This window comes from Neisseria sp. P0001.S007, from assembly GCF_051963655.1.
Taxonomy (GTDB): domain Bacteria; phylum Pseudomonadota; class Gammaproteobacteria; order Burkholderiales; family Neisseriaceae; genus Neisseria; species Neisseria subflava_A.
In genome coordinates this window covers 30,443-52,188 of the sequence record NZ_JBQCUB010000004.1, presented here as the reverse complement: position 1 = coordinate 52,188, position 21,746 = coordinate 30,443, and the positions used below count along the sequence as shown (strand labels likewise).

General features: G+C 48.3%; 23 protein-coding genes and 2 tRNA genes. 4 read left to right on the top strand and 21 right to left on the bottom strand.

Going from position 1 to position 21,746, the window contains the following annotated elements; translation table 11 throughout:
- From ACTHRE_RS05400 to mraZ, 12 genes are all read right to left on the bottom strand, one after another.
- On the bottom strand, nucleotides 1-546 hold a 546-nt coding region (locus tag ACTHRE_RS05400; RefSeq protein ID WP_440344901.1), incomplete at its 3' end, for a tetratricopeptide repeat protein.
- 61 nt (nucleotides 547-607) lie between these two features.
- Nucleotides 608-1,096, bottom strand: coding sequence for a group II truncated hemoglobin (locus ACTHRE_RS05395; protein WP_070459561.1), 489 nt, complete (start codon nucleotides 1,094-1,096; stop codon nucleotides 608-610).
- 115 nt (nucleotides 1,097-1,211) lie between these two features.
- Entirely contained in the window at nucleotides 1,212-2,294 is a 1,083-nt protein-coding gene (gene mraY / locus ACTHRE_RS05390) for a phospho-N-acetylmuramoyl-pentapeptide-transferase (protein WP_004518887.1), read from the bottom strand.
- A gap of 101 nt (nucleotides 2,295-2,395) precedes the next feature.
- A complete protein-coding gene (locus ACTHRE_RS05385; protein WP_049335337.1) occupies nucleotides 2,396-2,545 on the bottom strand; it encodes a hypothetical protein in 150 nt (49 codons plus the stop codon).
- A gap of 15 nt (nucleotides 2,546-2,560) precedes the next feature.
- Nucleotides 2,561-3,925 (bottom strand): UDP-N-acetylmuramoyl-tripeptide--D-alanyl-D-alanine ligase, encoded by a 1,365-nt coding sequence (locus ACTHRE_RS05380; protein WP_440344902.1) that lies wholly within the window; start codon nucleotides 3,923-3,925, stop codon nucleotides 2,561-2,563.
- A 50-nt stretch (nucleotides 3,926-3,975) separates the two neighbouring features.
- On the bottom strand, nucleotides 3,976-4,707 hold the full coding sequence (locus ACTHRE_RS05375; RefSeq protein ID WP_440344903.1) for a hypothetical protein: 732 nt from the start codon (nucleotides 4,705-4,707) through the stop codon (nucleotides 3,976-3,978).
- Between the two features lie 191 nt (nucleotides 4,708-4,898).
- Nucleotides 4,899-5,420: a M23 family metallopeptidase gene (locus ACTHRE_RS05370; RefSeq protein ID WP_440344908.1), complete on the bottom strand. Its 522-nt coding sequence runs from the start codon at nucleotides 5,418-5,420 to the stop codon at nucleotides 4,899-4,901.
- Nucleotides 5,421-5,600: 180 nt separating this feature from the next.
- Nucleotides 5,601-7,079, bottom strand: coding sequence for a UDP-N-acetylmuramoyl-L-alanyl-D-glutamate--2,6-diaminopimelate ligase (locus ACTHRE_RS05365; RefSeq protein ID WP_440344904.1), 1,479 nt, complete (start codon nucleotides 7,077-7,079; stop codon nucleotides 5,601-5,603).
- Between the two features lie 26 nt (nucleotides 7,080-7,105).
- Nucleotides 7,106-8,854: a peptidoglycan D,D-transpeptidase FtsI family protein gene (locus ACTHRE_RS05360; protein WP_440344905.1), complete on the bottom strand. Its 1,749-nt coding sequence runs from the start codon at nucleotides 8,852-8,854 to the stop codon at nucleotides 7,106-7,108.
- Nucleotides 8,855-8,932: 78 nt separating this feature from the next.
- Nucleotides 8,933-9,196 carry a cell division protein FtsL gene (gene ftsL, locus ACTHRE_RS05355; protein ID WP_003681879.1) on the bottom strand — a complete coding sequence of 88 codons (264 nt, stop codon included), beginning with the start codon at nucleotides 9,194-9,196 and terminating at the stop codon, nucleotides 8,933-8,935.
- Nucleotides 9,197-9,259: 63 nt separating this feature from the next.
- Nucleotides 9,260-10,222: a 16S rRNA (cytosine(1402)-N(4))-methyltransferase RsmH gene (gene rsmH / locus ACTHRE_RS05350; RefSeq protein ID WP_070585193.1), complete on the bottom strand. Its 963-nt coding sequence runs from the start codon at nucleotides 10,220-10,222 to the stop codon at nucleotides 9,260-9,262.
- Nucleotides 10,219-10,674, bottom strand: coding sequence for a division/cell wall cluster transcriptional repressor MraZ (gene mraZ / locus ACTHRE_RS05345; protein WP_003748265.1), 456 nt, complete (start codon nucleotides 10,672-10,674; stop codon nucleotides 10,219-10,221). The genes rsmH and mraZ overlap by 4 nt, the downstream gene beginning before the upstream one ends.
- Before the next feature lie 402 nt (nucleotides 10,675-11,076).
- Between mraZ and ACTHRE_RS05340 the strand changes: the two genes are divergently transcribed.
- The 3 genes from ACTHRE_RS05340 (at nucleotide 11,077) to ACTHRE_RS05330 (ending at nucleotide 12,493) form a co-directional block, all read left to right on the top strand.
- A complete protein-coding gene (locus ACTHRE_RS05340; protein WP_440344906.1) occupies nucleotides 11,077-12,228 on the top strand; it encodes a class I SAM-dependent methyltransferase in 1,152 nt (383 codons plus the stop codon).
- A 106-nt stretch (nucleotides 12,229-12,334) separates the two neighbouring features.
- Nucleotides 12,335-12,411 (top strand) — tRNA-Met (locus ACTHRE_RS05335).
- A 6-nt stretch (nucleotides 12,412-12,417) separates the two neighbouring features.
- Nucleotides 12,418-12,493, top strand: a tRNA-Ala gene (locus ACTHRE_RS05330).
- A 140-nt stretch (nucleotides 12,494-12,633) separates the two neighbouring features.
- On the opposite strand, the gene ACTHRE_RS05325 is transcribed toward ACTHRE_RS05330, so the two are convergent.
- From ACTHRE_RS05325 to ACTHRE_RS05300, 6 genes are all read right to left on the bottom strand, one after another.
- Entirely contained in the window at nucleotides 12,634-13,038 is a 405-nt protein-coding gene (locus tag ACTHRE_RS05325) for a ClpXP protease specificity-enhancing factor (RefSeq protein ID WP_377072606.1), read from the bottom strand.
- Between the two features lie 11 nt (nucleotides 13,039-13,049).
- The gene (locus ACTHRE_RS05320; RefSeq protein WP_039861850.1) at nucleotides 13,050-13,655 is read right to left on the bottom strand and encodes a glutathione S-transferase N-terminal domain-containing protein; all 606 of its coding nucleotides are present in this window, start codon (nucleotides 13,653-13,655) and stop codon (nucleotides 13,050-13,052) included.
- A gap of 213 nt (nucleotides 13,656-13,868) precedes the next feature.
- Nucleotides 13,869-14,654: a cytochrome c1 gene (locus tag ACTHRE_RS05315; RefSeq protein WP_039864285.1), complete on the bottom strand. Its 786-nt coding sequence runs from the start codon at nucleotides 14,652-14,654 to the stop codon at nucleotides 13,869-13,871.
- Nucleotides 14,655-14,668: 14 nt separating this feature from the next.
- Entirely contained in the window at nucleotides 14,669-16,192 is a 1,524-nt protein-coding gene (locus ACTHRE_RS05310) for a cytochrome b (protein ID WP_168167158.1), read from the bottom strand.
- Between the two features lie 18 nt (nucleotides 16,193-16,210).
- Entirely contained in the window at nucleotides 16,211-16,792 is a 582-nt protein-coding gene (petA, locus tag ACTHRE_RS05305; RefSeq protein ID WP_070459589.1) for a ubiquinol-cytochrome c reductase iron-sulfur subunit, read from the bottom strand.
- Between the two features lie 122 nt (nucleotides 16,793-16,914).
- Nucleotides 16,915-17,664: a Nif3-like dinuclear metal center hexameric protein gene (locus tag ACTHRE_RS05300; protein WP_377072609.1), complete on the bottom strand. Its 750-nt coding sequence runs from the start codon at nucleotides 17,662-17,664 to the stop codon at nucleotides 16,915-16,917.
- Between the two features lie 175 nt (nucleotides 17,665-17,839).
- Between ACTHRE_RS05300 and ACTHRE_RS05295 the strand changes: the two genes are divergently transcribed.
- Nucleotides 17,840-18,766: a LysR family transcriptional regulator gene (locus tag ACTHRE_RS05295; protein ID WP_070504237.1), complete on the top strand. Its 927-nt coding sequence runs from the start codon at nucleotides 17,840-17,842 to the stop codon at nucleotides 18,764-18,766.
- 75 nt (nucleotides 18,767-18,841) lie between these two features.
- On the opposite strand, the gene ACTHRE_RS05290 is transcribed toward ACTHRE_RS05295, so the two are convergent.
- From ACTHRE_RS05290 to dnaJ, 3 genes are all read right to left on the bottom strand, one after another.
- Nucleotides 18,842-19,492 carry a TIGR01621 family pseudouridine synthase gene (locus tag ACTHRE_RS05290; protein ID WP_293203811.1) on the bottom strand — a complete coding sequence of 217 codons (651 nt, stop codon included), beginning with the start codon at nucleotides 19,490-19,492 and terminating at the stop codon, nucleotides 18,842-18,844.
- Nucleotide 19,493: 1 nt separating this feature from the next.
- Complete coding sequence (locus ACTHRE_RS05285) at nucleotides 19,494-20,072, bottom strand: TMEM165/GDT1 family protein (RefSeq protein ID WP_070843317.1); 579 nt, start codon at nucleotides 20,070-20,072, stop codon at nucleotides 19,494-19,496.
- A 296-nt stretch (nucleotides 20,073-20,368) separates the two neighbouring features.
- Entirely contained in the window at nucleotides 20,369-21,526 is a 1,158-nt protein-coding gene (dnaJ, locus tag ACTHRE_RS05280) for a molecular chaperone DnaJ (RefSeq protein WP_107868007.1), read from the bottom strand.
- Between the last annotated feature and the right edge of the window lie 220 nt (nucleotides 21,527-21,746).

Below are 21,746 nucleotides of genomic sequence, written 5' to 3'. Positions count from 1 at the left end.
TTGTTCTGCCGCCTTGCGATACCACTGCACCGCCTGTGCATAGTCTTGACGGACGCCTTGCCCTTGTGCATACCCATTGCCCAAATCGGTTTGGGCTTGGACTAATCCCTGCTCCGCTGCCTTACGATACCATCTGAACGCTTCGGCATAGTCTTGACGGACGCCTCGCCCTTGGTTATACATATCACCCAAATTATATTGTGCTTGGACTAATCCCTGCTCCGCTGCCTTACGATACCATCTGAACGCTTCGGCATAGTCTTGACGGACGCCTTCACCTTTGTAATACATCAGACCCAAATTACTTTGGGCTTGGGCATCCCCTTGTTCTGCAGCCTGCCGATACCACTGCACTGCCTGTGCATCGTCTTGAGGGACGCCTTGCCCGATGGCATACATCACGCCCAAATTATATTGGGCATCGACATTCCCTTGCTTCGCAGCTTGAAGCGTTTTCTGAAAATTCGGCATATTATCCGCCCAAACTGCCTGCGCCAAGCCAAAAGATAACAGGGCTACCATCATTTTTTTTAATAATTTATTCATTCTAAAATCCATTTCTTTCAAATTATTGTTTCTGTTTTATCCAAGAAGTTTCAGACGGCCTTTAGCCAGCAAATTCCTTAAAAAAGCTATTTACACCGTAGCTACTCAAAATCTGCTGCAATTCCGGTGCGCGCACCCATGGGTCAACCGCCATCGGCGGCATAGGCGGTTCGATACCGTCTTCGTTTTGGTTACGGCACCAATCTGCCATGGCAAAAACTTGGATTAACACCGGCTCAGCAAGTACTTTGTCGATGTCCAGTTCGCTCATGGCTTGGGCAAAGCAGGCGATCCATTCGTTGCGGACTTGTACGTTGACGGCAAAAGGCATATGGCGGGCGCGCAGTTGAGGATGGCCGTATTTTTCGACAAAAAGTTGCGGTCCCCCGAGCCAGCCGCTAAAAAATTCGTAGAGCTTTTCGCGTATCAGGGTCATGTCTTCGCCGTGCATCTGGCGCAGGGCGCGGTATTGCGGTTCGAGTTCCATCAAGTCGTAGAAACGGTCGGTCAGGGTGCGGATGCCGGTTGCACCACCAAAAGATTGGTACATGTTTGGGGACTTTCTGTGTGGATTATTACGGGATTTATTTTGAGACGTAGGATTCAGGCAAGCATGCTTACCTTACATAATGGCCGTCTGAAAGTTTCAGACGGCCTTTGGAGATTTAGCGGATTTTGAGGGTACTCAAGCCGATTAACACCAAGACGATGGTGATAATCCAGAAACGGACGACGACTTGGGTTTCTTTCCAGCCTTTTTGTTCGTAATGATGATGAATCGGCGCCATCAGGAAGATGCGTTTTTTGGTGCGTTTGTACCAACCGACTTGCAACATAACGGAAATGGCTTCAACAACAAACAGGCCGCCCATGATGACGAGGACAAATTCTTGGCGGATGATGACGGCAACGGTACCGAGTGCCGCGCCAAGCGCGAGTGCGCCGACATCGCCCATAAAGACTTGTGCCGGATAAGCGTTAAACCACAAAAAGCCGAGACACGCGCCACACATGGCGGTACAGAAAATCACCACTTCGTTCGCACCCGCAACGTAAGGCAATTGCAGGTATTGTGCAAATTGGGAGTGTCCGCTGGCATAAGCAAAGATGGCAAGACCGGCTGCGACAAGTACAACGGGGAATGCGGCCAAGCCGTCCAAACCATCGGTCAGGTTAACGGCATTGGATGTGCCGACGATGGTCAGGTAGGACAATACCAAGAAGCCGACTACGCCAAGCGGCAAGGCAACTTGTTTGAAGAAGGGAACAATCAGGATATTGTTGGCGGAATTTGTCGCTAGGTAGAACAACGCCAAACCGGCAATGATGGCAACGCTGGACTGCCACACCATTTTAAATTTGGCAGACACGCCGTTAGGGTCTTTATAAACCACTTTGCGCCAATCGTCGTAAAAACCGAGTGCGCCGGTAGCAAGCAAGACGCCTAAGAGAATCCAGATATAAGGATTTGCCCAGTTGCCCCACAAGATTGTGGACACGGTAATGGCGGTCAAAATCAGCGAGCCGCCCATGGTTGGCGTACCGTTTTTGATCAGGTGGGTTTGAGGGCCGTCGGTACGGACGGCTTGGCCGACTTTAAGCGCAGTCAGCTTGCGGATGGTCCACGGACCAAGCAATAGAGAAAACGCCAAAGCAGTCAGCGCAGCCATCACGGCACGAAATGTGGTGTATTGAAAAATATTCAGACCGGTTAACCAGTTACTGAAATGTGCGAGCCATAAAAACATGGGGCTTCCTTTTTTGTTTTTGTTGTTACAGTGGGCTTATTGCCCAATTAAAAATAAATCGGTATGCCGTCTGAAATTTCAGACGGCCTTATTGAGTAAGATTATTTCTCTACCACGCAAATCGGATAGTTTCCGGGATTCTTTCCGCCGCCTAAATCCAAGCAGGTATCTTCATAGATAAATGCCTGTACTTTCATTCCGGCATAAAACGCGGCAATCAGCAAACCAGTCAATAGTAAAATCTTTTTCATATTTCAGACGGCCATTTACGCGGTTGTTGCTGCCAACGCCTCAATCACTTCTTCCATCTTCATAAAGCGCGAGCCCTTAACCAATACAGTAGCGCGTTCAGGCAAGTCGTGGCTCAACACTTGAATCAGCGGATCTTTGTCAGCAAACCACAAACCTTCCGCTCCAAACGTTTCCGCTGCTTCAACGCTGTTGTCGCCGACAAAATATGCGGCCTCGATGCCTTTATCCCGTGCATACGCACCAACTTCGGCGTGCATGGCGGCGGCTTCGTCCTCGCTCAATTCGCCCATGTCGCCCATCACAAAAATACGCGGCGCAGGCATAGCGGCGAGCACATCAATGGCGGCTTTCATGCTGTCGGGGTTGGCATTATAAGTATCGTCAATCAAAGTTGCATCTTTAATGCCTTGCTTGATATTCAGACGGCCTTTGATATTGCTGAAATTTTTCAGGCCGTCTGAAACTTCGGCAAGGCTCAAACCTGCCTCCAAAGCCAGAGCAGCCGCTGCTACGGCATTATGCACATTGTGACGGCCGGGGACTGGCAACACCACGGCAACACGTTCATTGCCACGCACCAAATCAAATTCGCAGGACAACGGTTTCAACTCAATATTTTCTGCATGGACATCGCCACTGGCAACGCCGAAAGTCTGAGCGTTCAATTGCGCAGTAGCAGCTTCAAATGTAGCGATATTGGCATCTTCGCACGGAATCAGCGCAATGCCGTCTGAAAGCAAACCTTCGTAGATTTCACTTTTTGCTTTAGCAATATCGCCGACGCCATCAAAACCACAACCGACATGCGCACGCAAGGCGTTATTGACCAGAGCAACATTCGGACCGGCAATTCGGGTCAGCAAAGACAATTCGCCAAAATGGTTCATACCCATTTCAATGACGGCATAGCGGTGTTTTTCGTTCAACTTCAACAAAGTCAGTGGCAAGCCGATATGATTGTTGAAATTGCCGGCTGTCGCCAACACAGCTTCATCACCGAATCGATGACGCAATACGCCGGCCAACATCTCTTTAACCGTCGTTTTACCGGAAGAGCCGGTAATGCCAAAGAAAAACGGATTCACATTTTCACGCCACGCCTTCGCCAGTTTTTGCAAAGCCGCAAGTGTATCGTCAACCTTCAACGCGCCTTTCAAAGCCGCACAATCTTCGCGCGAAACCACAACTGCCGTTGCCCCCGCTGCCAACACATCTTCAACAAAGTCATGCGCGTCAAAACGCTCACCGGCAAGCGCGAAAAATACATCGCCGTCCTGAATATCACGGCTGTCTGTAACAATACGCGAAACGGATTGATTTTCAGACTGCATCGGAAGGCCGAGAGTTTGGCAGATGAAATTTAGGTCTAGTGGTTTCATGGTTTCTTTCGTTTGTTTTTTTCAAACAGGCATTTTATTGTAAAGGCATTTTACATTTTGGCAGAAGGCAGCAACTCTTCGACAAGCACCTTTAAAGCGTGCCTTCCTTCTCGATTTCTGGTACTGGGATGAGGTGCTCGGTAACATATTATTTCCTTATCACCTTCAAAAGAAAATTTTTCCAGTTTTCCCTTATTCAAGCCGTTTATGCCTTGACCCGAGCCGGACAAATCAGGAAAGCACTCCCTCCGCGCCGCTACGCCGCCGTCTCCGCTTACGAAAAGAATAATCTGTGGCTTTAAAATTTCAATTTGGGCACGCAGTAATTTACAGAAAAGTGTTTTTATATCTTCGAACCAATCCGAATGCTTAGGATGTTTAGTTTTATAGTCCACCGCAAAAATATTAGCCCATAAGATGCCTTCGTTCCCACTTCGCTTGGCAACCCTGCGGACGAAATTGAAAAATGTAGCCCCTCTTGTGTTTCTTTTTAAATCTCCAGTCAAATTCCGCCAAATAAAATCTTTGCTTAACGACATCAGTTGCCTTACATTTTCGGCATGATATTCATCAAATTTCTTACTATCGTACCAACTGCGTGTTTCTCTGCCGACAATCAAAATTTTGTGTTCTGCGCTTTCATAATGTTCAGGGACAAAGCCCAAATGGATATTGGACAATTTATTGTCCTTATTGTTAATTGCATGCAACAAATCCTGATACTCCGGCTTGTTTAAAATCTCCACATATTTCTTCAGCAAAGCTTCTTGAAAATCAATCATTTAATTTATTTCTGTAATATTAAAAAAGCCTTGTCATACCACAGTTTTACTCATGAGATACCGAGATTGAACCTGCGTATAACAGTCGGAGAACAGCATAACGAGCAAGAAGTCGTCTGAAAAAACACATCAACCTTTGAAAATACCCAAAAGCGCCTCCCTTATATTGCGCACCTTATTTATCAGACGACCTATTTGTCCTGATTAATTAACGGATACGGATTAATCGCACCGCTTGGCAGATACACGCCGTAATGCAGGTGGGCCGGTGTAGTCCTGGCGTTGCCGGTTTTACCGACATAGCCGATGACCTGCCCTTCTTTTACTCGCTCATACAGGCGGATACGGGCAAATTTATTCAGATGGGCATAGTAATGCCACGCACCCGGCCCTTGAATACCGATAACTTTACCACCCAATCGGTTGCGCCCAATTTTGGTGACGATGCCGGGCGTCGTACTGCGTATCGGCGTGTTTTTCTTAGCAAAAATATCCACACCTTCATGCCTGCGCCCCTGACTGCGCGCTGCGCCCCAAGTATCGTCAAAACGTTTGCCTTTAACAGGATTGGGCAGGCTTTGCTCGGCCGGAGGCTGTTGCGCCCTCAATTGTTCAATTTCGGCACCGGGGCGCGGAAGTTGTTTGGTTGTACAGCCTGCGAATAAAACTACGGCTGCACTGATTAATAAGGTTTTTGTCGGCATTTTCAGCATCAAATCGGTCTCCTTGTTGTTCAGACGGCCTTGTTAAAAAGTCTTCTGGAACAAACAACTGTGATGGGTTTAATGGCTGACGTGCCGTAATGCGTGTGTCGTATTGCTTTTATTGTATAGGTTTAAATCTTTTTCAGACAGCCTTGAGGTTTCGGGCCGTCTGAATATTTGCGTTATGGCTTAACCGCGCTCTGCCAATGCTTTTTCTGCGATTTCAAAATCGGAGAAATGGTGCTTCACGCCTTGTACATCCTGATAGTTTTCATGCCCTTTACCGGCAATTAGAATGATGTCGTTCGTGGCAGCCTGCTCAACCGCATAACGGATGGCAATAGCGCGATCAACTTCGACGCGTTCAGGATTAGGCACGGCAGGCAGAATATCGTTGATGATGTCTTGCGGATTTTCCAAGCGCGGGTTGTCGCTGGTAACCACCACTTTATCGGCACCCTGAACTGCTGCCGCGCCCATCAATGGGCGTTTACCGCGATCTCGGTTGCCGCCGCAGCCGAATACGCACCACAAAGCCGCGCCCTGCGGTTTGATTTCCTGCAAAGTGGAAAGTGCTTTTTCCAATGCGTCAGGCGTGTGGGCGTAATCGACGACGACCAAGGGCTTTCCGCTGTTCATGATGCAGTCCATGCGGCCTGAGGCGGGACGGATTTTTGCCAGCACATCTAATACTTTATCAAGCGGATAGCCGTTGGCACACAATAAGGCGATGCAGGCGGCGAGGTTTTGCGCGTTGAACCGTCCGAGCAGACGGGTACGGCATTTTCCTTCGCCCCATGGTGTTTGGCATACGGCTTCCATGCCGTCTGATGAAGCGGTGAAATCGGTAATGCGGATATCAGCGTGTTCGCTGAAACCATAGCCGTAAACGGCTAAATCGGGACAGTCTTTTTTCAGACGGCCTGCGAGTTCTGCGCCGTATTCATCATCGACATTGATGATGGCGTGTTGCAGACCATGCCAGTAGAACAGGCGCGATTTGATGGCACCATAGGCTTCCATGGTGCCGTGATAGTCGAGGTGGTCACGGGTAAGATTAGTGAAGATTGCGCTGCGGAATGGCACGCCGTTGACGCGCGATTGGTCAAGGCCGTGACTGGAAACTTCCATCGCAGCGGCTGTTGCGCCTTGCTGACGGAAGCGGTAGAGCAGAGTTTGGACATCGACAGGGGCAGGCGTGGTATGCGTGGTCTCTTCCAATGCGCCCCAAAAGCCGTTGCCGACTGTGCCGATAATAGTGGTTTTTTCGCCCAACAGATCAGCAGCTTGCGCCAGCCATTGTGTGATAGAGGTTTTACCGTTGGTACCGGTTACGCCCCAAACTTTAAGGCCGTCTGAAACATTGCCGTAAACCTGTGCCGCCAACATACCGGCACGATGTTTCAGATCTTTAATGCCTTGATTAGGAACCTTCCATTCAGGATTCCATGTGAATTTGCCGTCATCATCCCAAAAAACAAAGGTGGCACCGTTGGCAATGGCGGCAGGAATATAGCTGCGGCCGTCTGTATATTCGCCCTGACAGGCAACGAAAATGTCACCCTGTTTAATTTGTCGGCTGTCTGAATGCAACAAACGCCCTGCTGCGTTTTCACACAGCAGAGGCGGAAAGTTGGTTTCAGCCAAGGGGGTTAGCTTGCTGAACATAAACAATATCTCTTTGATTGTTTGGATTATGACGGTACTTTGACAGTAGCGGTATTACTTAAAGGCTTGGTCGGGGAAACGCCCAAGATGTTCAAGCTTCCGCTCATAACTTCTTTGAATACGGGACCGGCAACCACGCCGCCGTAATAGCCGTTGGCAGTCGGTTCATCGATGGTAACGGCCACAATCACGCGTGGATTTTTAGCCGGAGCAAAACCGATGAACGTACCGACGTGTTTGTTGTCCACATAACGGCCATTGACCAGTTTACGCGCCGTACCGGTTTTCGCACCTACGTCGAAACCATCCACAGCACCGGCAGTACCAGTACCGCCGGCTTCAGTAACGGAAACCATCAACTCGCGCACTTTTTTCGCAGTAGAGGCTTTGATCACGCGCTTGCCTTTAGGTGCAACCGCTTGTTTTTCAAAGCTGACCGGCAACAATTCGCCGTCATGGGTCAAGACAGTATAAGCTCGCGCCAATTGCAATAGGCTTAATTGCAGGCCATAACCGAAAGACATAGTTGCCTGTTCGATTTTTTGCCATCTGCGCCAGCTTCTCAACAAACCTGCAGTCTCACCAGGAAAGCCTGAATGCATACGCACGCCCACACCTAAATCATGATAGAAATCGTACATTTCTTTAGGCGTAAACATGGCAGAAAGTTTACTGGTACCGACGTTGGAAGATTTTTGCATAATGCCACGAACATCCAAAGTAGGATAAACGTGGGTATCTTGTACGGTAGCCGGACCGATTTTGTACGGCAGGGTATTAAATGTGTCGGTTGCATCCACTTTTCCGGAATCCAATGCTTTGGCAATGGTAAACGGTTTCATGGCAGAACCGGGTTCAATCATGTCGGTTACGGCGCGGTTGCGGCGCTGTTCGCTATTGGCTTGACCCGGTTGATTCGGATCGTAAGCCGGGCTGTTGACCAACGCCAAAATCTCGCCGGTTTGCGCATCCAATACCACAACCGTACCCGCTTTGGCTTTATGATAAGCCACAGCCTTGTTCAACTCGTCATACCCCAGCGTCTGAATACGCTGATCTAAAGACAAAATCATGTCTTGGCCGTTTTTAGGCACGCTGTTGCGTGGAGAGTCGAGGCTGTCTACGATATTGCCTTTGTTGTCACGCAATACAACTTTCGCACCATCTTCACCGCGCAGGCTGTCTTCACGGGAAAGCTCCAAGCCCTCCTGACCTTTGCCGTCGATATTGGTAAAACCGATAACGTGCGCAAACAGATTGCCCATCGGGTAATGGCGTTTCAATTCTTTTTGGAATGCAATGCCTTTAATGCCCAATGCTTTGATTTCTTCTGCTTTCTCGTAGCTGAGTTGACGTTTCAGGTAGATAAAACCTTTGTCTTTTTTAGACAATTTATTTTTCAAAACTTCAACAGGGACATCGGCAATGGCCGACAATTTTTCCAACTGCTCGTCAGTCGGCATTTCCTCCATACCGGAAGGCATGGCATACAATGATTCGGTAGGCGCACTCAAAGCCAATGTGGCACCATTGCGGTCGGTAATCATACCGCGTGATGCCGGCAGCGGAAGCGTACGCACAAAACGTTGGTCGCCCTGATTTTTCAAAAATTCATGCTGACTGGTTTGCAAATAAACCCCGCGTACCAACAGACCGGTAAATGCCAGCGCAACAGCGCCCAGCACCAAACCGATTCGCCCGTTACTTGTCAGCGGCTTTTTCGTTTTTGTTGTTCCAGACAGCATTTGAGGTTTATATTCGTTCTTAATTAACATGTTGAACTTCTCATGACTTAGCTGCTCAGTGAGCCATCAAATCCCGTAAATCTTGCACCAATGCAAGGCTCTATATTCTTATTTTTTGCGTTCCAGCATAGCCGTATTATGCGCACCCGGTGGAAGCAGATGTTGCTTTTCGGCCGCCACTTTAATCAGTTTGTGGTTTGCCAATCTTGCTTGCTCCAATTTCAAGCGCGCGTAATCCTGTTCCAACTGAATTTCCCGTTTTTGTGCCTTATCCAACTCGATAAAATGCAAACGGGACTGGTTTTGCTTAAACACTACGGCAAAGGCTGAGACCGTCACCAAAACCAGCAATAAAATATTCAACTTACCCATCTCAAACTTTCAGACGGCCTGTCAACAGGATTATCTCTTACGACAGCGTTTAGACGCCATCCCCTACTCAATAACCGAAAATTCGCCGCTACTGCGCTCCGCCACACGCAAAACTGCACTGCGCGCACGCGGATTGGCTTCAGTCTCTGTCGAACCCGGTTTGATTGCTTTGCCCACAGCCTTCAAAGGCGGCTGAGGCAAATCCGCTTCCTTAACCACTGCCCAACGGGGCAATGGCGCATGTTGCGAATATTTTTTAATAAACTGTTTCACAATTCTGTCTTCCAGCGAATGGAACGCAATGACAGCCAAGCGCCCACCCTCTTTCAGACGGCCTGCAACCTGCGGCAAAACTGCCTCTACCTCTTCGAGCTCGCGGTTAATAAAGATGCGAACTGCTTGGAAGGTGCGCGTTGCAGGGTCTTGTCCGCGCTCACGAGTACGGACGTTTTGCGCCACAAGCTGCGCCAGCTTGCGGGTTGTATCGATGGGACTCTCCTCGCGTTGCGCAACAATGGCGCGCGCAATCTGGCGACTAAACCGCTCTTCACCATAATTCTTAATTACCTCGTGTAAATCCTGTTCGGATGCGGTTGCAATCCATTCTGCCGCAGACATCCCGCGAGTCGGATCCATCCGCATATCCAACGGCGCATCAAAGCGGAAACTGAATCCGCGGCTGCCATCGTCAATTTGCGGCGACGAAATCCCCAAATCAAAAAGCGCACCGTCAATCTTATCGATGCCTAATTCATCCAAGGCCGTCTGAAATGTTTCAAAACCATTGTGTACGACACTGACACGTTTATCTTGCGCCGCCAGCTCATTTGCTACCGCAATCGCCTCGGGGTCTTTATCAAAAACAACCAAACGACCCTGCTCACCCAAACGCGACAAAATCAGCCGGGAATGCCCTCCCCTACCGAACGTACCGTCCACATAAATCCCGTCTTCACGGATTGCCAACGCGTCCACTGCCTCATGCAACAAGACAGTAACATGCTGATAATTTTCAACTTTACTCACAATTGCAAATCCGTTTGACTCAATTGGAAAGCCAATTCATCAGGATCGATATCCAAAGCCTGATTCATTTCCTCTTCCCAATGTTCGCGGCCCCACAACTCCATACGGTTTGCACGGCCAACCAAAGTAACTTCTTTTTCAAAATCCACACGTTTACGCAGATTGGCCGGAATCAAAACGCGTCCGGCGCTGTCCCACTCCAAAATCTCAGCATTGTGCAGCAGCAGATTTTGATACCGTTGCAAAGATTCATTGCCGGCTACTTTCAACTTCAGAATCTGCTCGGCTTTTTCTTCCCAAACGGGCTCGGGGTACATCAATAATTTTTTTCGGGAATCCAGTGTGACCACAATTGCAGGCGTATAACGGCGCAGCAAAATATCGCGGAATTTGGCAGGAATCGCCAACCGCCCTTTACTGTCCATACTCAATTCATGAGCACCGCCAAACACATCACACCCCAAATTCGATTAAAATAAAACTAGAGTGGGATTAAAAATCCCACCTTCCTAAAATATTTCGTTTTCACTTCTACGGAACACTTTTTAGGAAAAAGTAACCACTTTCACCCACTATGCCCCACTAACCGACACTATAAGAAATTTTGGCAATCAGGTCAAATCAACCCTTTATCTGAAATGAAACACTAAATACTTAAAATTCAATAGCTTATATATATAAAAATGCATGACAAATTAATATGCCAGCTATTTTATACGGCATAAAACACCATATCTAGTATTGTTTATGTTTTTAAAGTACTACATATAGTATTTTTACACCCGATTACCACCCCTCTCACAAGAGGCTATAATATACAAACAAATTCAAATTTTTTACATTATCTAACAGTCATGAAGCCACAACTCCCCCTTCCTTCCACTGATGCACAAGCCTCTTCAGCACACCTGACTAAGCTCATAAAAGACGAAATTGAACAACATCAAAACTGGATACCTTTCTCCCGTTTTATGGAACTTGCCCTTTACACACCTCAATACGGCTATTACAGCGGAGGCAGCCATAAAATCGGCACAGACGGCGACTTCATTACTGCCCCCACCCTCTCCCCCCTATTCGGACAAACCCTTGCCAAACAACTTGCCGAATTACTGCCGCAAACAGCAGGCAATATCTATGAATTTGGTGCAGGCACAGGCCATCTCGCCACCACACTCTTGCAAAATCTTTCAGACGGCCTGAATCATTACTACATTATCGAGCTATCGGCAGAGCTTGCAGAGAGACAACGTCAACACATTCTTGAGCACACATCTCCCGAAGCAGCCGCAAAAGTCATCCACCTCACCACATTACCCGAACACTTTGACGGCATCATCATCGGCAACGAAGTATTGGATGCCATGCCGGTTGAACGCTTAATTTATCAAGATGAAGGATTTCAACAAATCGGCGTCAGCCTAGAGAATGACGAGCTAATCGAAGCCATCAGACCATTGGCCCAAGCCGAACTGATACAAACAGCCGCCTTGTATTTCCCTCCCCTCCCTTCATACACAAGTGAGCTGCATCCAGCACAATATGCCTTTATCCAAACCCTGGCCGCCAAATTGCAGCGCGGCGGCATGATATTTATCGATTACGGCTTCGACGCCGCTCAGTATTACCATCCGCAACGTAAGGAAGGCACATTTATCGGCCACTATCGCCACCACACTATCCATGATCCGTTTTTCAATATCGGCCTGACCGATTTGACTGCGCACGTCAATTTCACCGATATCGCACGCGCAGGGACAGAATCAGGTTTGGATTTAATCGGCTACCTGCCCCAATCTTATTTCCTGCTCAATCTCGGCATCACCGATTTGCTGGCACAAATCGGCAGCCCGGATTCGATTGAATATATCCAAGCCGCCGCCGCAGTACAGAAACTGATACATCAGCACGAAATGGGCGAACTTTTTAAAGTAACCGCTTTTGGCAAAGACATCGATATCGATTGGACAGGCTTCAGCCACGGCGATATTTGCCATAAGCTATAGCCTGACAACCTACTTTTTATTTTTTAAAAACAATAAGAAATAAAAAAAATCAAAATTAGCGCTTGCCAAATATTCAAAAAAAACTATAATAGCGACTTCACGAAACGGCGAATTAGCTCAGTCGGTTAGAGCAGAGGAATCATAATCCTTGTGTCCGGGGTTCGAGTCCCTGATTCGCCACCAAATTTCGGGGGTATAGCTCAGTTGGTAGAGCGCTTGCATGGCATGCAAGAGGTCAGCGGTTCGATCCCGCTTACCTCCACCACTAAACAAAAAAGCTCTTGTTAAACGCAAGAGCTTTTTTGTTTGGTTTGATTAATAACTGATTGCTCATTCATTAAGCCATTTCAATACCCAATCAATAAAGGCCGTCTGAAATATTTCAGACGGCCTTTTATCTTTTAATTACTTCACAAGCTTCAATACTTTTTTTGGTTTTTCTTCCGCAGATTCAACTTTTTTATCTTCGGCCTCCGCAGCTTCAACAGAAGCAGGCTGATATGGTTCTATCTCAAAACCCATACCCTCTCCACTTTCGCGGCCAAATATACTGACAATATGACCGACCGGAATCCAAATCTCGTGCGCTACACCGGAAAAACGTGCAGAGAAATTGACCCATTCATTGTCGATATTCAAGTTATGGCTGGCGGTAGGACCAATATTTAAAACAATTTCATTGTCACGCACATACTGCATCGGCACACGGGTATGTTCATTTACCCAAGCTACGATATGCGGTATTTGGTTATTATCCAAACACCATTCATACAAAGCACGCAACAAATACGGTTTGGTTGAAGTTGCCATAGATCTGTCCCTTAACGACGCATGGCTTTTTCAGCCGGCGTCAATGCTTCAATAAAGGCTTCGCGTTGGAAAATCCGCTCGGCGTACTTCAGCAAAGGCGCAGCAGATTTACCCAGTTTGATGTCGTAATAGTCCAAACGCCACAACAGCGGAGACAAGGCAACATCAATCATGGAAAAGTCGTCGCCCAAGATATATTTGTTTTTAGTAAAAGACGGTGCCAACAGTGTCAAACCATTGCCAATGGCTTCACGCGCTTTAGCTTGTTCTTTATTGGTAGATTCAGGGTTTTCCAACACTTGTACCAAGCTGAACAATTCTTTTTCCATACGGTACAGCACCAAACGGCCGCGACCGCGCATAACAGGATCACCCGGCATCAACTGAGGATGAGGGAAACGCTCGTCAATGTATTCGTTGATAATGTTTGATTCGTGCAAAATCAAATCACGCTCAACCAGAACCGGTACTTGGTTATACGGATTCATCAAAGCCAAGTCTTCAGGTTTGTTGAACACGTCCACATCTTTGATTTCAAAATCCATGCCTTTTTCGTACAGCACAAAACGGCAACGTTGGCTGAATGGACAAGTAATACCTGAATACAATGTCATCATAATCTTTTACTCCTGATAAATCTTTTCAGACGGCCTTAAGCCTTATAAAAATTCAGACAGAATTATACATAATTTCAAACACTTAATCCAGAAATTTCACATATCACATTGTTTATATTAAGTAATTTTAAAATTTACATTATTTCCGCATAAACCGATTTCACAAACAAAAAGGCAAACCTGAAACAGGTTTGCCTTTTTGATTCAAAAGAATTAGTGAACGTCTTTCCAGAATTCTTTTTTCAGGAAGTAAGCCAATGGCAGCATTACCGCAAACAGGAATGCCAGAACCATGTAGCCGATGCGGTGGCGTTGCAACTGAGCAGGCTCACCCATGTACACCAAGTAGTTCACCAAATCGCGTACATAAGTATCGTACTCTTTTTGGATCACTTTACCGTTAGGCAGGCGACGGCTGTGCAGACCGGTAGATTCCCAATACAGCTTAGGAGTCAGGTTGCCATGCTCGTCCTTAATCATAACGGGCTGACCTTTGGCATCCAACTCAACAGCCTGAACACCTTGTTGTTCCCACAGTGGGTGAGGCATACTCGCACCGGCCAAAACAGTATTGTTCCAACCGGTCGGACGAGTTGGGTCTTTATAGAAGCCGCGCATATAGGCGTACAGGTAGTCTGCGCCTTTAGAACGGGCGATCAGGGTCAAATCCGGTGGAGGCGCACCCAACCATTTGGAGGCATCTTTCGGATCCATTGCCGCTACCATGACATCACCAACGTTGTCTGTTGTAAACATCAGGTTTTTCTTGATTTCATCTTCAGTCAAACCGATGTCTTTCAGACGGTTGAAGCGCATACCGCTTGCAGAGTGACAAGACAAACAGTAGTTTGTAAAGATTTGCGCACCATGCTGCAGGCTGACTTGGTCACGCAGGTCGATATCGACTTTTTCGTAGTGTCCGCCGCCGCTGGCGACGGCTGCACTCATAGGTACTGCCAGCAATAAGGCAGCAAACCAGTTTTTCAGAGTTTGTTTCATTTTCGCTGCCCTCATCAGATATTGGTTGCAAACAAGTAAGCACCGACAACGGTAATACCGATGTAAACAAAGAACATAATTTTTTGTTTAGTAGTGCTCATGGTTACGCGTTCAGGCGTAGCTTTTTCGCTATTAAACGCATTCAGGAATGGAATAGCTGCAAAGAAAACAGTGTAAGCCAAAACGAACGCCTTAACGATGTAATTTGGCAAGACTGCAACTAAATACAGGTTATAAATAATTAAAGCTGCATAAACAAACAGACTAATTAAATATTTAATACCACCAGCTTTTTCAGCCAACCATTTAGGATTTGTATGCAAAGGCATACCGATGAAGAACAAGAAATAGAATGAACTGAATGCACGAGCAAAAGCTGTACGAGTATCATCTGCTACCAATGCACCCAAAATTCCCAAGCCGATAAAAGATACAACAAACAACGCCAACATTACTTTGAAAGAGTTGTTGCGGTAACGAACAGATTTTACAGGTGACTTATCCAGCCAAGGCAACAAGGCAATCAACACAACTGCTGCACCCATGCCGATTACACCCCATACCTGAGTACCTGCCATCGAAGGAATCGCACGCAAAATTGCGTAGAACGGAGTGAAGTACCATACCGGCGCAATGTGCGGAGGTGTTTTCAACGCATTTGCTGCATCGAAGTTTGGCGCTTCCAAGAAGTAGCCGCCGCCTTCAGGTGCAAAGAACAACACAGAACAGAAGACAATCAGGAATACAACAACGCCCAAGATGTCTTTAACGGTATAGTAAGGATGGAATGGGATACCATCGCGTGGAATACCGTTTTCGTCTTTGTTTTTCTTGATTTCAACGCCATCAGGGTTGTTAGAACCCACTTCGTGCAGGGCGATGATGTGAGCCACAACCAAGCCGAGCAATACCAGAGGTACAGCGATAACGTGCAGGGCGAAGAAGCGGTTCAAAGTAACGTCGGAAACGTTGAAGTCACCGCGGATCCAGGTGGACAAATCAGGACCGATAACAGGGATGGCGGAGAACAGGTTAATAATTACCTGCGCACCCCAGAAGGACATTTGACCCCAAGGCAACAGGTAACCCATAAAGGCTTCTGCCATCAATGCCAAGAAAATCAGGGAACCGAAAATCCACACCAATTCACGAGGTTTTTTGTATGAACCGTAAATCAGACCACGGAACATGTGCAGATAAACGACAATGAAGAAGAAAGATGCGCCGGTGGAGTGCATGTAGCGGATAATCCAGCCGCCGGACACGTCGCGCATGATGTACTCTACTGCGGTAAAGGCAGCAGGCAGATGGTAGGCGTTAAGGTTGCCGTCCGGTTTGTAGTTCATGGTCAGGAAAATACCGCTGACGATTTGAATTACCAGGACGAGCAGAGCCAAAGAGCCGAAGTAATACCAGAAGTTGAAGTTCTTCGGCGCATAGTATTGAGCCAAATGCTCATTCCACATTTTAGACAGAGGGAAGCGATCGTCCATCCAGCCTAACAATGCTTTTGCTTTGCTATTGGTTTGGTTTGCCATAATTATCGTTCCTTATTTTTAGTCTTCGCCCACCAAAACAGTCGTATCGCTCAGATATTTGTAAGGCGGTACAACCAAGTTGGTCGGTGCAGGAACACCTTTGTATACTCGGCCTGCAATGTCGAATTTCGAACCGTGGCAAGGGCAGAAGAAACCGCCTTTCCAGTCTGCGCCCAAGTCGGCGGGAGCAATATCGGGACGGTAAGTCGGAGAGCAACCCAGGTGGGTACAGATACCGATAGCGACGAGGAGGTTCGGCTTGATCGAACGGGTCTCGTTTTTAGCGTATTCCGGTTGCTGATCCACTTCGGAATTGGGATCGACAACTGCGCCATCCAAACTTTTCAAGTCTTTGAGCTGTTGATCTGTGCGGTTGACCAGCCAAATCGGTTTGCCCTGCCATTCGGCAGTCAGCATTTGGCCTGCTTCGATTTTGCTGACATCTACTTCGACAGCAGCACCGGCAGCCTTAGCTTTCTCCGATGGGAAGAAGCTGGCCACGAAAGGCGTAGCTACGCCCAGAGCCGCCACACCGCCTGCACCGCAAGTAGCCAGTGTCAGGAAACGGCGGCGACCGTTGTTGATTTCTTGATTATCCATTATTCAGTCGTCCTAAAATTTTGGGAATACCGAGCCATTAAACAGCGTAATTCTACCTAGTTTGTTGTAATACTCAAAGCATTATTTAAAATAAGGTAAAGTTTTATGATATTTCTCAATACTCAAGCAGGATTGTTTTCATCAAAGTGAACTACTTTGATACCAAATTTTTCTGCCACGGCATCGCCTAAGGCGCGTACGCCGTAACGTTCTGTCGCGTGGTGACCGGCGCTAATAAACGCTACACCTGTCTCATTGGCAAGATGATATTGCGCTTCGGAAATCTCACCTGTCAGATACGCATCGACACCTTCGTCTACGGCCATCTGAAAAAATCCCTGCGCACCGCCGCTGCACCAGGCAATACGTTTGATTTCGCGTTCAAAATCGCCGATAACGGTCGGTTTGCGGCCGAACACCGCCTCAATGCGTTCAGACAACTGCGCCAATGTTTGCGTGGTTTTCAGACGGCCTGTATTCAACAGATTTTGCTCGCCGAATTGTTTTTCGAGTACCCAATCGAGTTTCTCGGCCAACTGTGCGTTATTGCCTAGTTGAGGGTGCGCATCCAGCGGCAGGTGGTAGCCCGCCATATTGATTTGGTGTTGCAGCAAGGTTTCAATGCGTGCTTTTTTCCAACCGGTAATCGTGACAGGCTCGCTTTTCCAAAACATGCCGTGGTGAACCAAAAGCATATCCGCCCCCTGCTCTACGGCAAAATCGATTGCAGCTTTGCTGGCGGTAACCGAAGTGGCGATTTTGGCAATTTCTTCTTTGCCTTCGACCTGCAAACCGTTGGGCGCATAGTCCTTAAACAGCCCGACCTGCAATGTCTCATCGCACCAAGCCAGAATTTCGCGGCGTAAAGCCATATTCCGCTCCTTATATCTATCTTCAAAAACAGCTTCGCATTCTAACCGCAAAATCTGTTTATGCCTCAAATTCTTACATTCCGATTTCAGCAATCATTCCCAACATTAATCAATTGCACATCATTATGAATTATTTTAATATACACCACCTTACCCACAGGCCGTCTGAAAACATATGGACTCTATTATCGAATTGCGTCATCTCAAAACCTTGCTGGCTTTAGAAGAAACCGGCAGCGTTTCCCTTGCCGCCAAACGGGTTTTCCTGACCCAATCCGCCCTGTCGCACCAAATCCGCGCCTTGGAAAATTATTACGAAACGCCGTTGTTTGAACGCAAATCCACACCACTGCGCTTCACTCCGGCCGGTATGCGCCTATTGCAACTGGCACGCGAGCTGTTGCCGCAGGTTGCCGCCGCCGAACGTGATTTGGTGCGGATTATTGAAGGCGAAGCCGGCGAACTCAGGCTTGCCGTCGAATGCCACACCTGCTTTGACTGGCTGATGCCTGCCATGGGCGAGTTCCGCCCCTTATGGCCGCAAGTTGAATTAGACATCGTTTCCGGTTTCCAAGCCGATCCGGTCGGGCTGCTGCTGCAACACCGCGCCGACCTTGCCATCGTTTCCGAAGCCGAGCCGCTCAACGGCATCAGCTACCGCCCCCTGTTTGCCTATGAAATGGTCGGCATCTGCGCAGAAGACCACCCGCTTGCCGACAAAGACATTTGGGAAGCCGAAGACTTTATCGACGAAACCTTGATCACTTATCCCGTCCCCGACGAAATGCTGGATTTGCCCAAAAAAGTGCTGCTGCCCAAAGGCATTAATCCGCCACGCCGCCATAGCGAGCTGACCATTGCCATTATCCAGCTGGTTGCCAGCAAACGCGGCATCGCCGCCCTGCCCTATTGGACGGTCATGCCGTATTTGGAAAAAGGCTACGTCGTCCACCGCAAAATCACTTCAGACGGCCTACAAAGCAAACTTTATGCCGCCATTCGTACGGAAGATGCCAACAAAGGCTATCTGGACAACTTCTGCCAAATCACGCATGACCGCTGTTTTGCCGACTTGCCGGGTTTGAGCGAATTGGAAATGTAAACTTGAAACAATCAAAAGGCCGTCTGAACAATTTCAGACGGCCTTTTTTTAATATACACAAAAATCTCACTGCTTCTATTCGGATTCATCCGAACCTAAACACGCCGACAAATCGATTTCAGACGGCCATGTTTTATCAGGCGCAACCCGAATATCGAAATGCTCGCCGCGATAGTCGAAAACCAAACGCCAAGCGTGCAGAAACAGATGTCCCGCCTCATCGCCGCCATACAGCGTATCGCCCAAAATCGGACTGCCTATGCTTTTCATGGCCACGCGCAGCTGATGGGTTTTGCCGGTAAACGGTTGCAACACAAACAGGCGCAAACCGGGCTTCAGGCTTTGGCTGCTGAAACGGGTAACGGCAAAATTATCCTCGTCTCGCGTCAGCTTCCATGTACCGCGCCGCGAACGCGCCATACTGCCTTTCACCCAACCCTGCTTTTTCGCCGGCTTGTGCGTACCGAGTGCCAAATAAGTTTTACGCATGGTTTTCTCGGCAAATTGCGCCGACAAAGCCGTCGCGCTGTCGCGGTTGAGCGCAAACAGCAACAGGCCGCTGGTGGCTTTGTCCAAACGGTGAACCAGCCACACGCGCTCAACGCCGAGCTGTTGCGCCAGCGAAGCAGTCAGGCAAACATTCCCTTCCGATTCGCTGTGCACCGATACGCCGCAAGGCTTATTGATGACCACAAAATCTTTGTGTTCAAAAACAATGTCCCACATTTCAGACGGCCTTCAACACAATACTGTCGCCAAGCAGGGTCAAAATACCCAGCAGGCAGAACAAGATACATGCGGCAATGCGCACTGCTTTGGCCGGAATTTTACGCATCAGCATTTCGCCCAAATACACGGCAGGCACAGAAGCAATCATCAAACCGGCAATACTGCCGACCACGACCAGCAGGATAGATTGGTATTTTGCCGCCAAAAGAACCGTCGCAATTTGCGTTTTATCGCCGATTTCAGCCAAGAAAAACAGGACAACCGTCGCCGTAAATGCGCCGTATTTCAGCCACTTGCCGTCAGGGTCTTCGTCTTTATCCGGCAACAGCAGCCATAATCCAACCGCAATAAAACTGCCGCCGACCACCCATTTCATGACTTCGGGCGAAATAGCGGATGCCAGCCAGACACCGAGTGCGGCTGAAACAAGATGGTTCAACAGGGTTGCAATAAAGATACCGGCAACAATCGCGTTTTTGTGGGCAAAACGTGCTGCCAAAAAGAGCGCGAGCAATTGCGTCTTATCGCCGATTTCGGCAATGGCAACGCCCAGCGTCGAGGAGAAAAAAGCTTCCATGATTTAAGATACTCAACCGAAAAGCGGGCAAACAAAAAGCGCTGTGCATACCGCCCGCAAGGGTATGGACAACGCTTACGTCTTGCCTGTCTTCCGATAAAGCAGAGAAGATACCGCTGCCACGGCCGCACAAGCCGATTATGTTGACAACGGTTTCGGCATTGCGCCGAATGGCTACTCCCGTAAGAGTGAGGCGCGAATTATAAGGCAAACCATGGCTTGAAGCAACAAAAAGAAAAACAAAAGGCCGTCTGAAACCCAATGTAAACATGTTTCAGACGGCCTTTCTACAGCGATTAATTATCGGAGAACAAATCTCCTACTTTTTCCCAAAACGATTTTTTGCGCGGGGTTTGGCTGAGGTCAAGGCCGGAGGAGATTTTTTCAAATTCTTCCAGCAACTCTTTCTGACGGTCGGTCAGGTTAACCGGTGTTTCAACCAAAATGTGGCAGTACAAATCGCCGGTCGAGCTGGAACGCAGAGACTTGATGCCTTTGCCTTTTACGCGCATACGGCGGCCGGTTTGCGTTTCTTTCGGAATGTGCAGTTTGACTTTGCCGTCCAAAGTCGGCACTTCGACTTCGCCGCCCAATGCGGCAATGGCAAAGCTGATCGGCAGTTCGCAATGCAGGTCCAAGCCGTTGCGCTCGAAGATTTTGTGCTGTCTTACGCGGACATTGACGTACAAATCGCCTGCCGGTGCGCCGTGTTGACCCGGCTCGCCCTCGCCGCTCAAGCGGATGCGTTGACCGTCGTCGATGCCTGCCGGAATGTTGACTTCAACCGTTTTGCTGGTTTTGGTGCGGCCTTCGCCACGGCATTTGACGCAAGGATCTTTGATTTCTTTGCCTGTGCCGTGACAAGTCGGACAAGTCTGCTGCATTTGGAAAATGGCTTGGCGGACGTGTACCGTACCTGAGCCGTGACAGGTCGAACAAGTCGATGCGGATGTGCCCGGTTTGGCACCTGAGCCGTGGCAGACATCACATTCTTCGTAAGTCGGAATGTTGATGCGTTTTTTCACGCCTTTGGCGGCTTCTTCAAGCGAAATCTCTATGCCAACCTGCAAGTCCGCGCCGCTGTAATCCGGCTGACGGCCACCTGCGCTGCCGCCACCGCCGAACATTTGGCTGAAAATATCGGAAAAATCGAAGCCTTGCGCACCACCGAATCCGCCTTGGCCGCCGAAACCGCCAAAGCCACCGAACCCGCCCGCACCTGCGCCCTGTTCAAACGCGGCATGGCCGTATTGGTCGTACATGGTACGTTTTTCCTTGTCAGACAAGGTGTCGTAAGCTTTTTGGACTTCTTTAAATTTTTCTTCCGCTTCTTTGTCGTCAGGGTTGCGGTCTGGATGGTATTTCATTGCCAGCTTGCGGTAGGCTTTTTTGATTTCATCGTCGCTAGCGCTGCGGGCAACACCAAGGGTTTCGTAATAATCTTGGGTACTCATAATTTGATAGTGTTTTGAATAAGTTTGAACTGGGTCGGATATGTGGGCGAAAGGCAAAAAACTCAAGTCGATATTTTTAAGGCCGTCTGAAAATTTTGTTTCAGACGGCCTCCCTCGCCTTGTCAAAGCATGATGATGGCCTTAAAGTGAAAGAAGATTTGACTCTATATCGCTGTTTTGTATTAGAAAGGTTTTCTTCCATGATACAAAAAATTGCTTC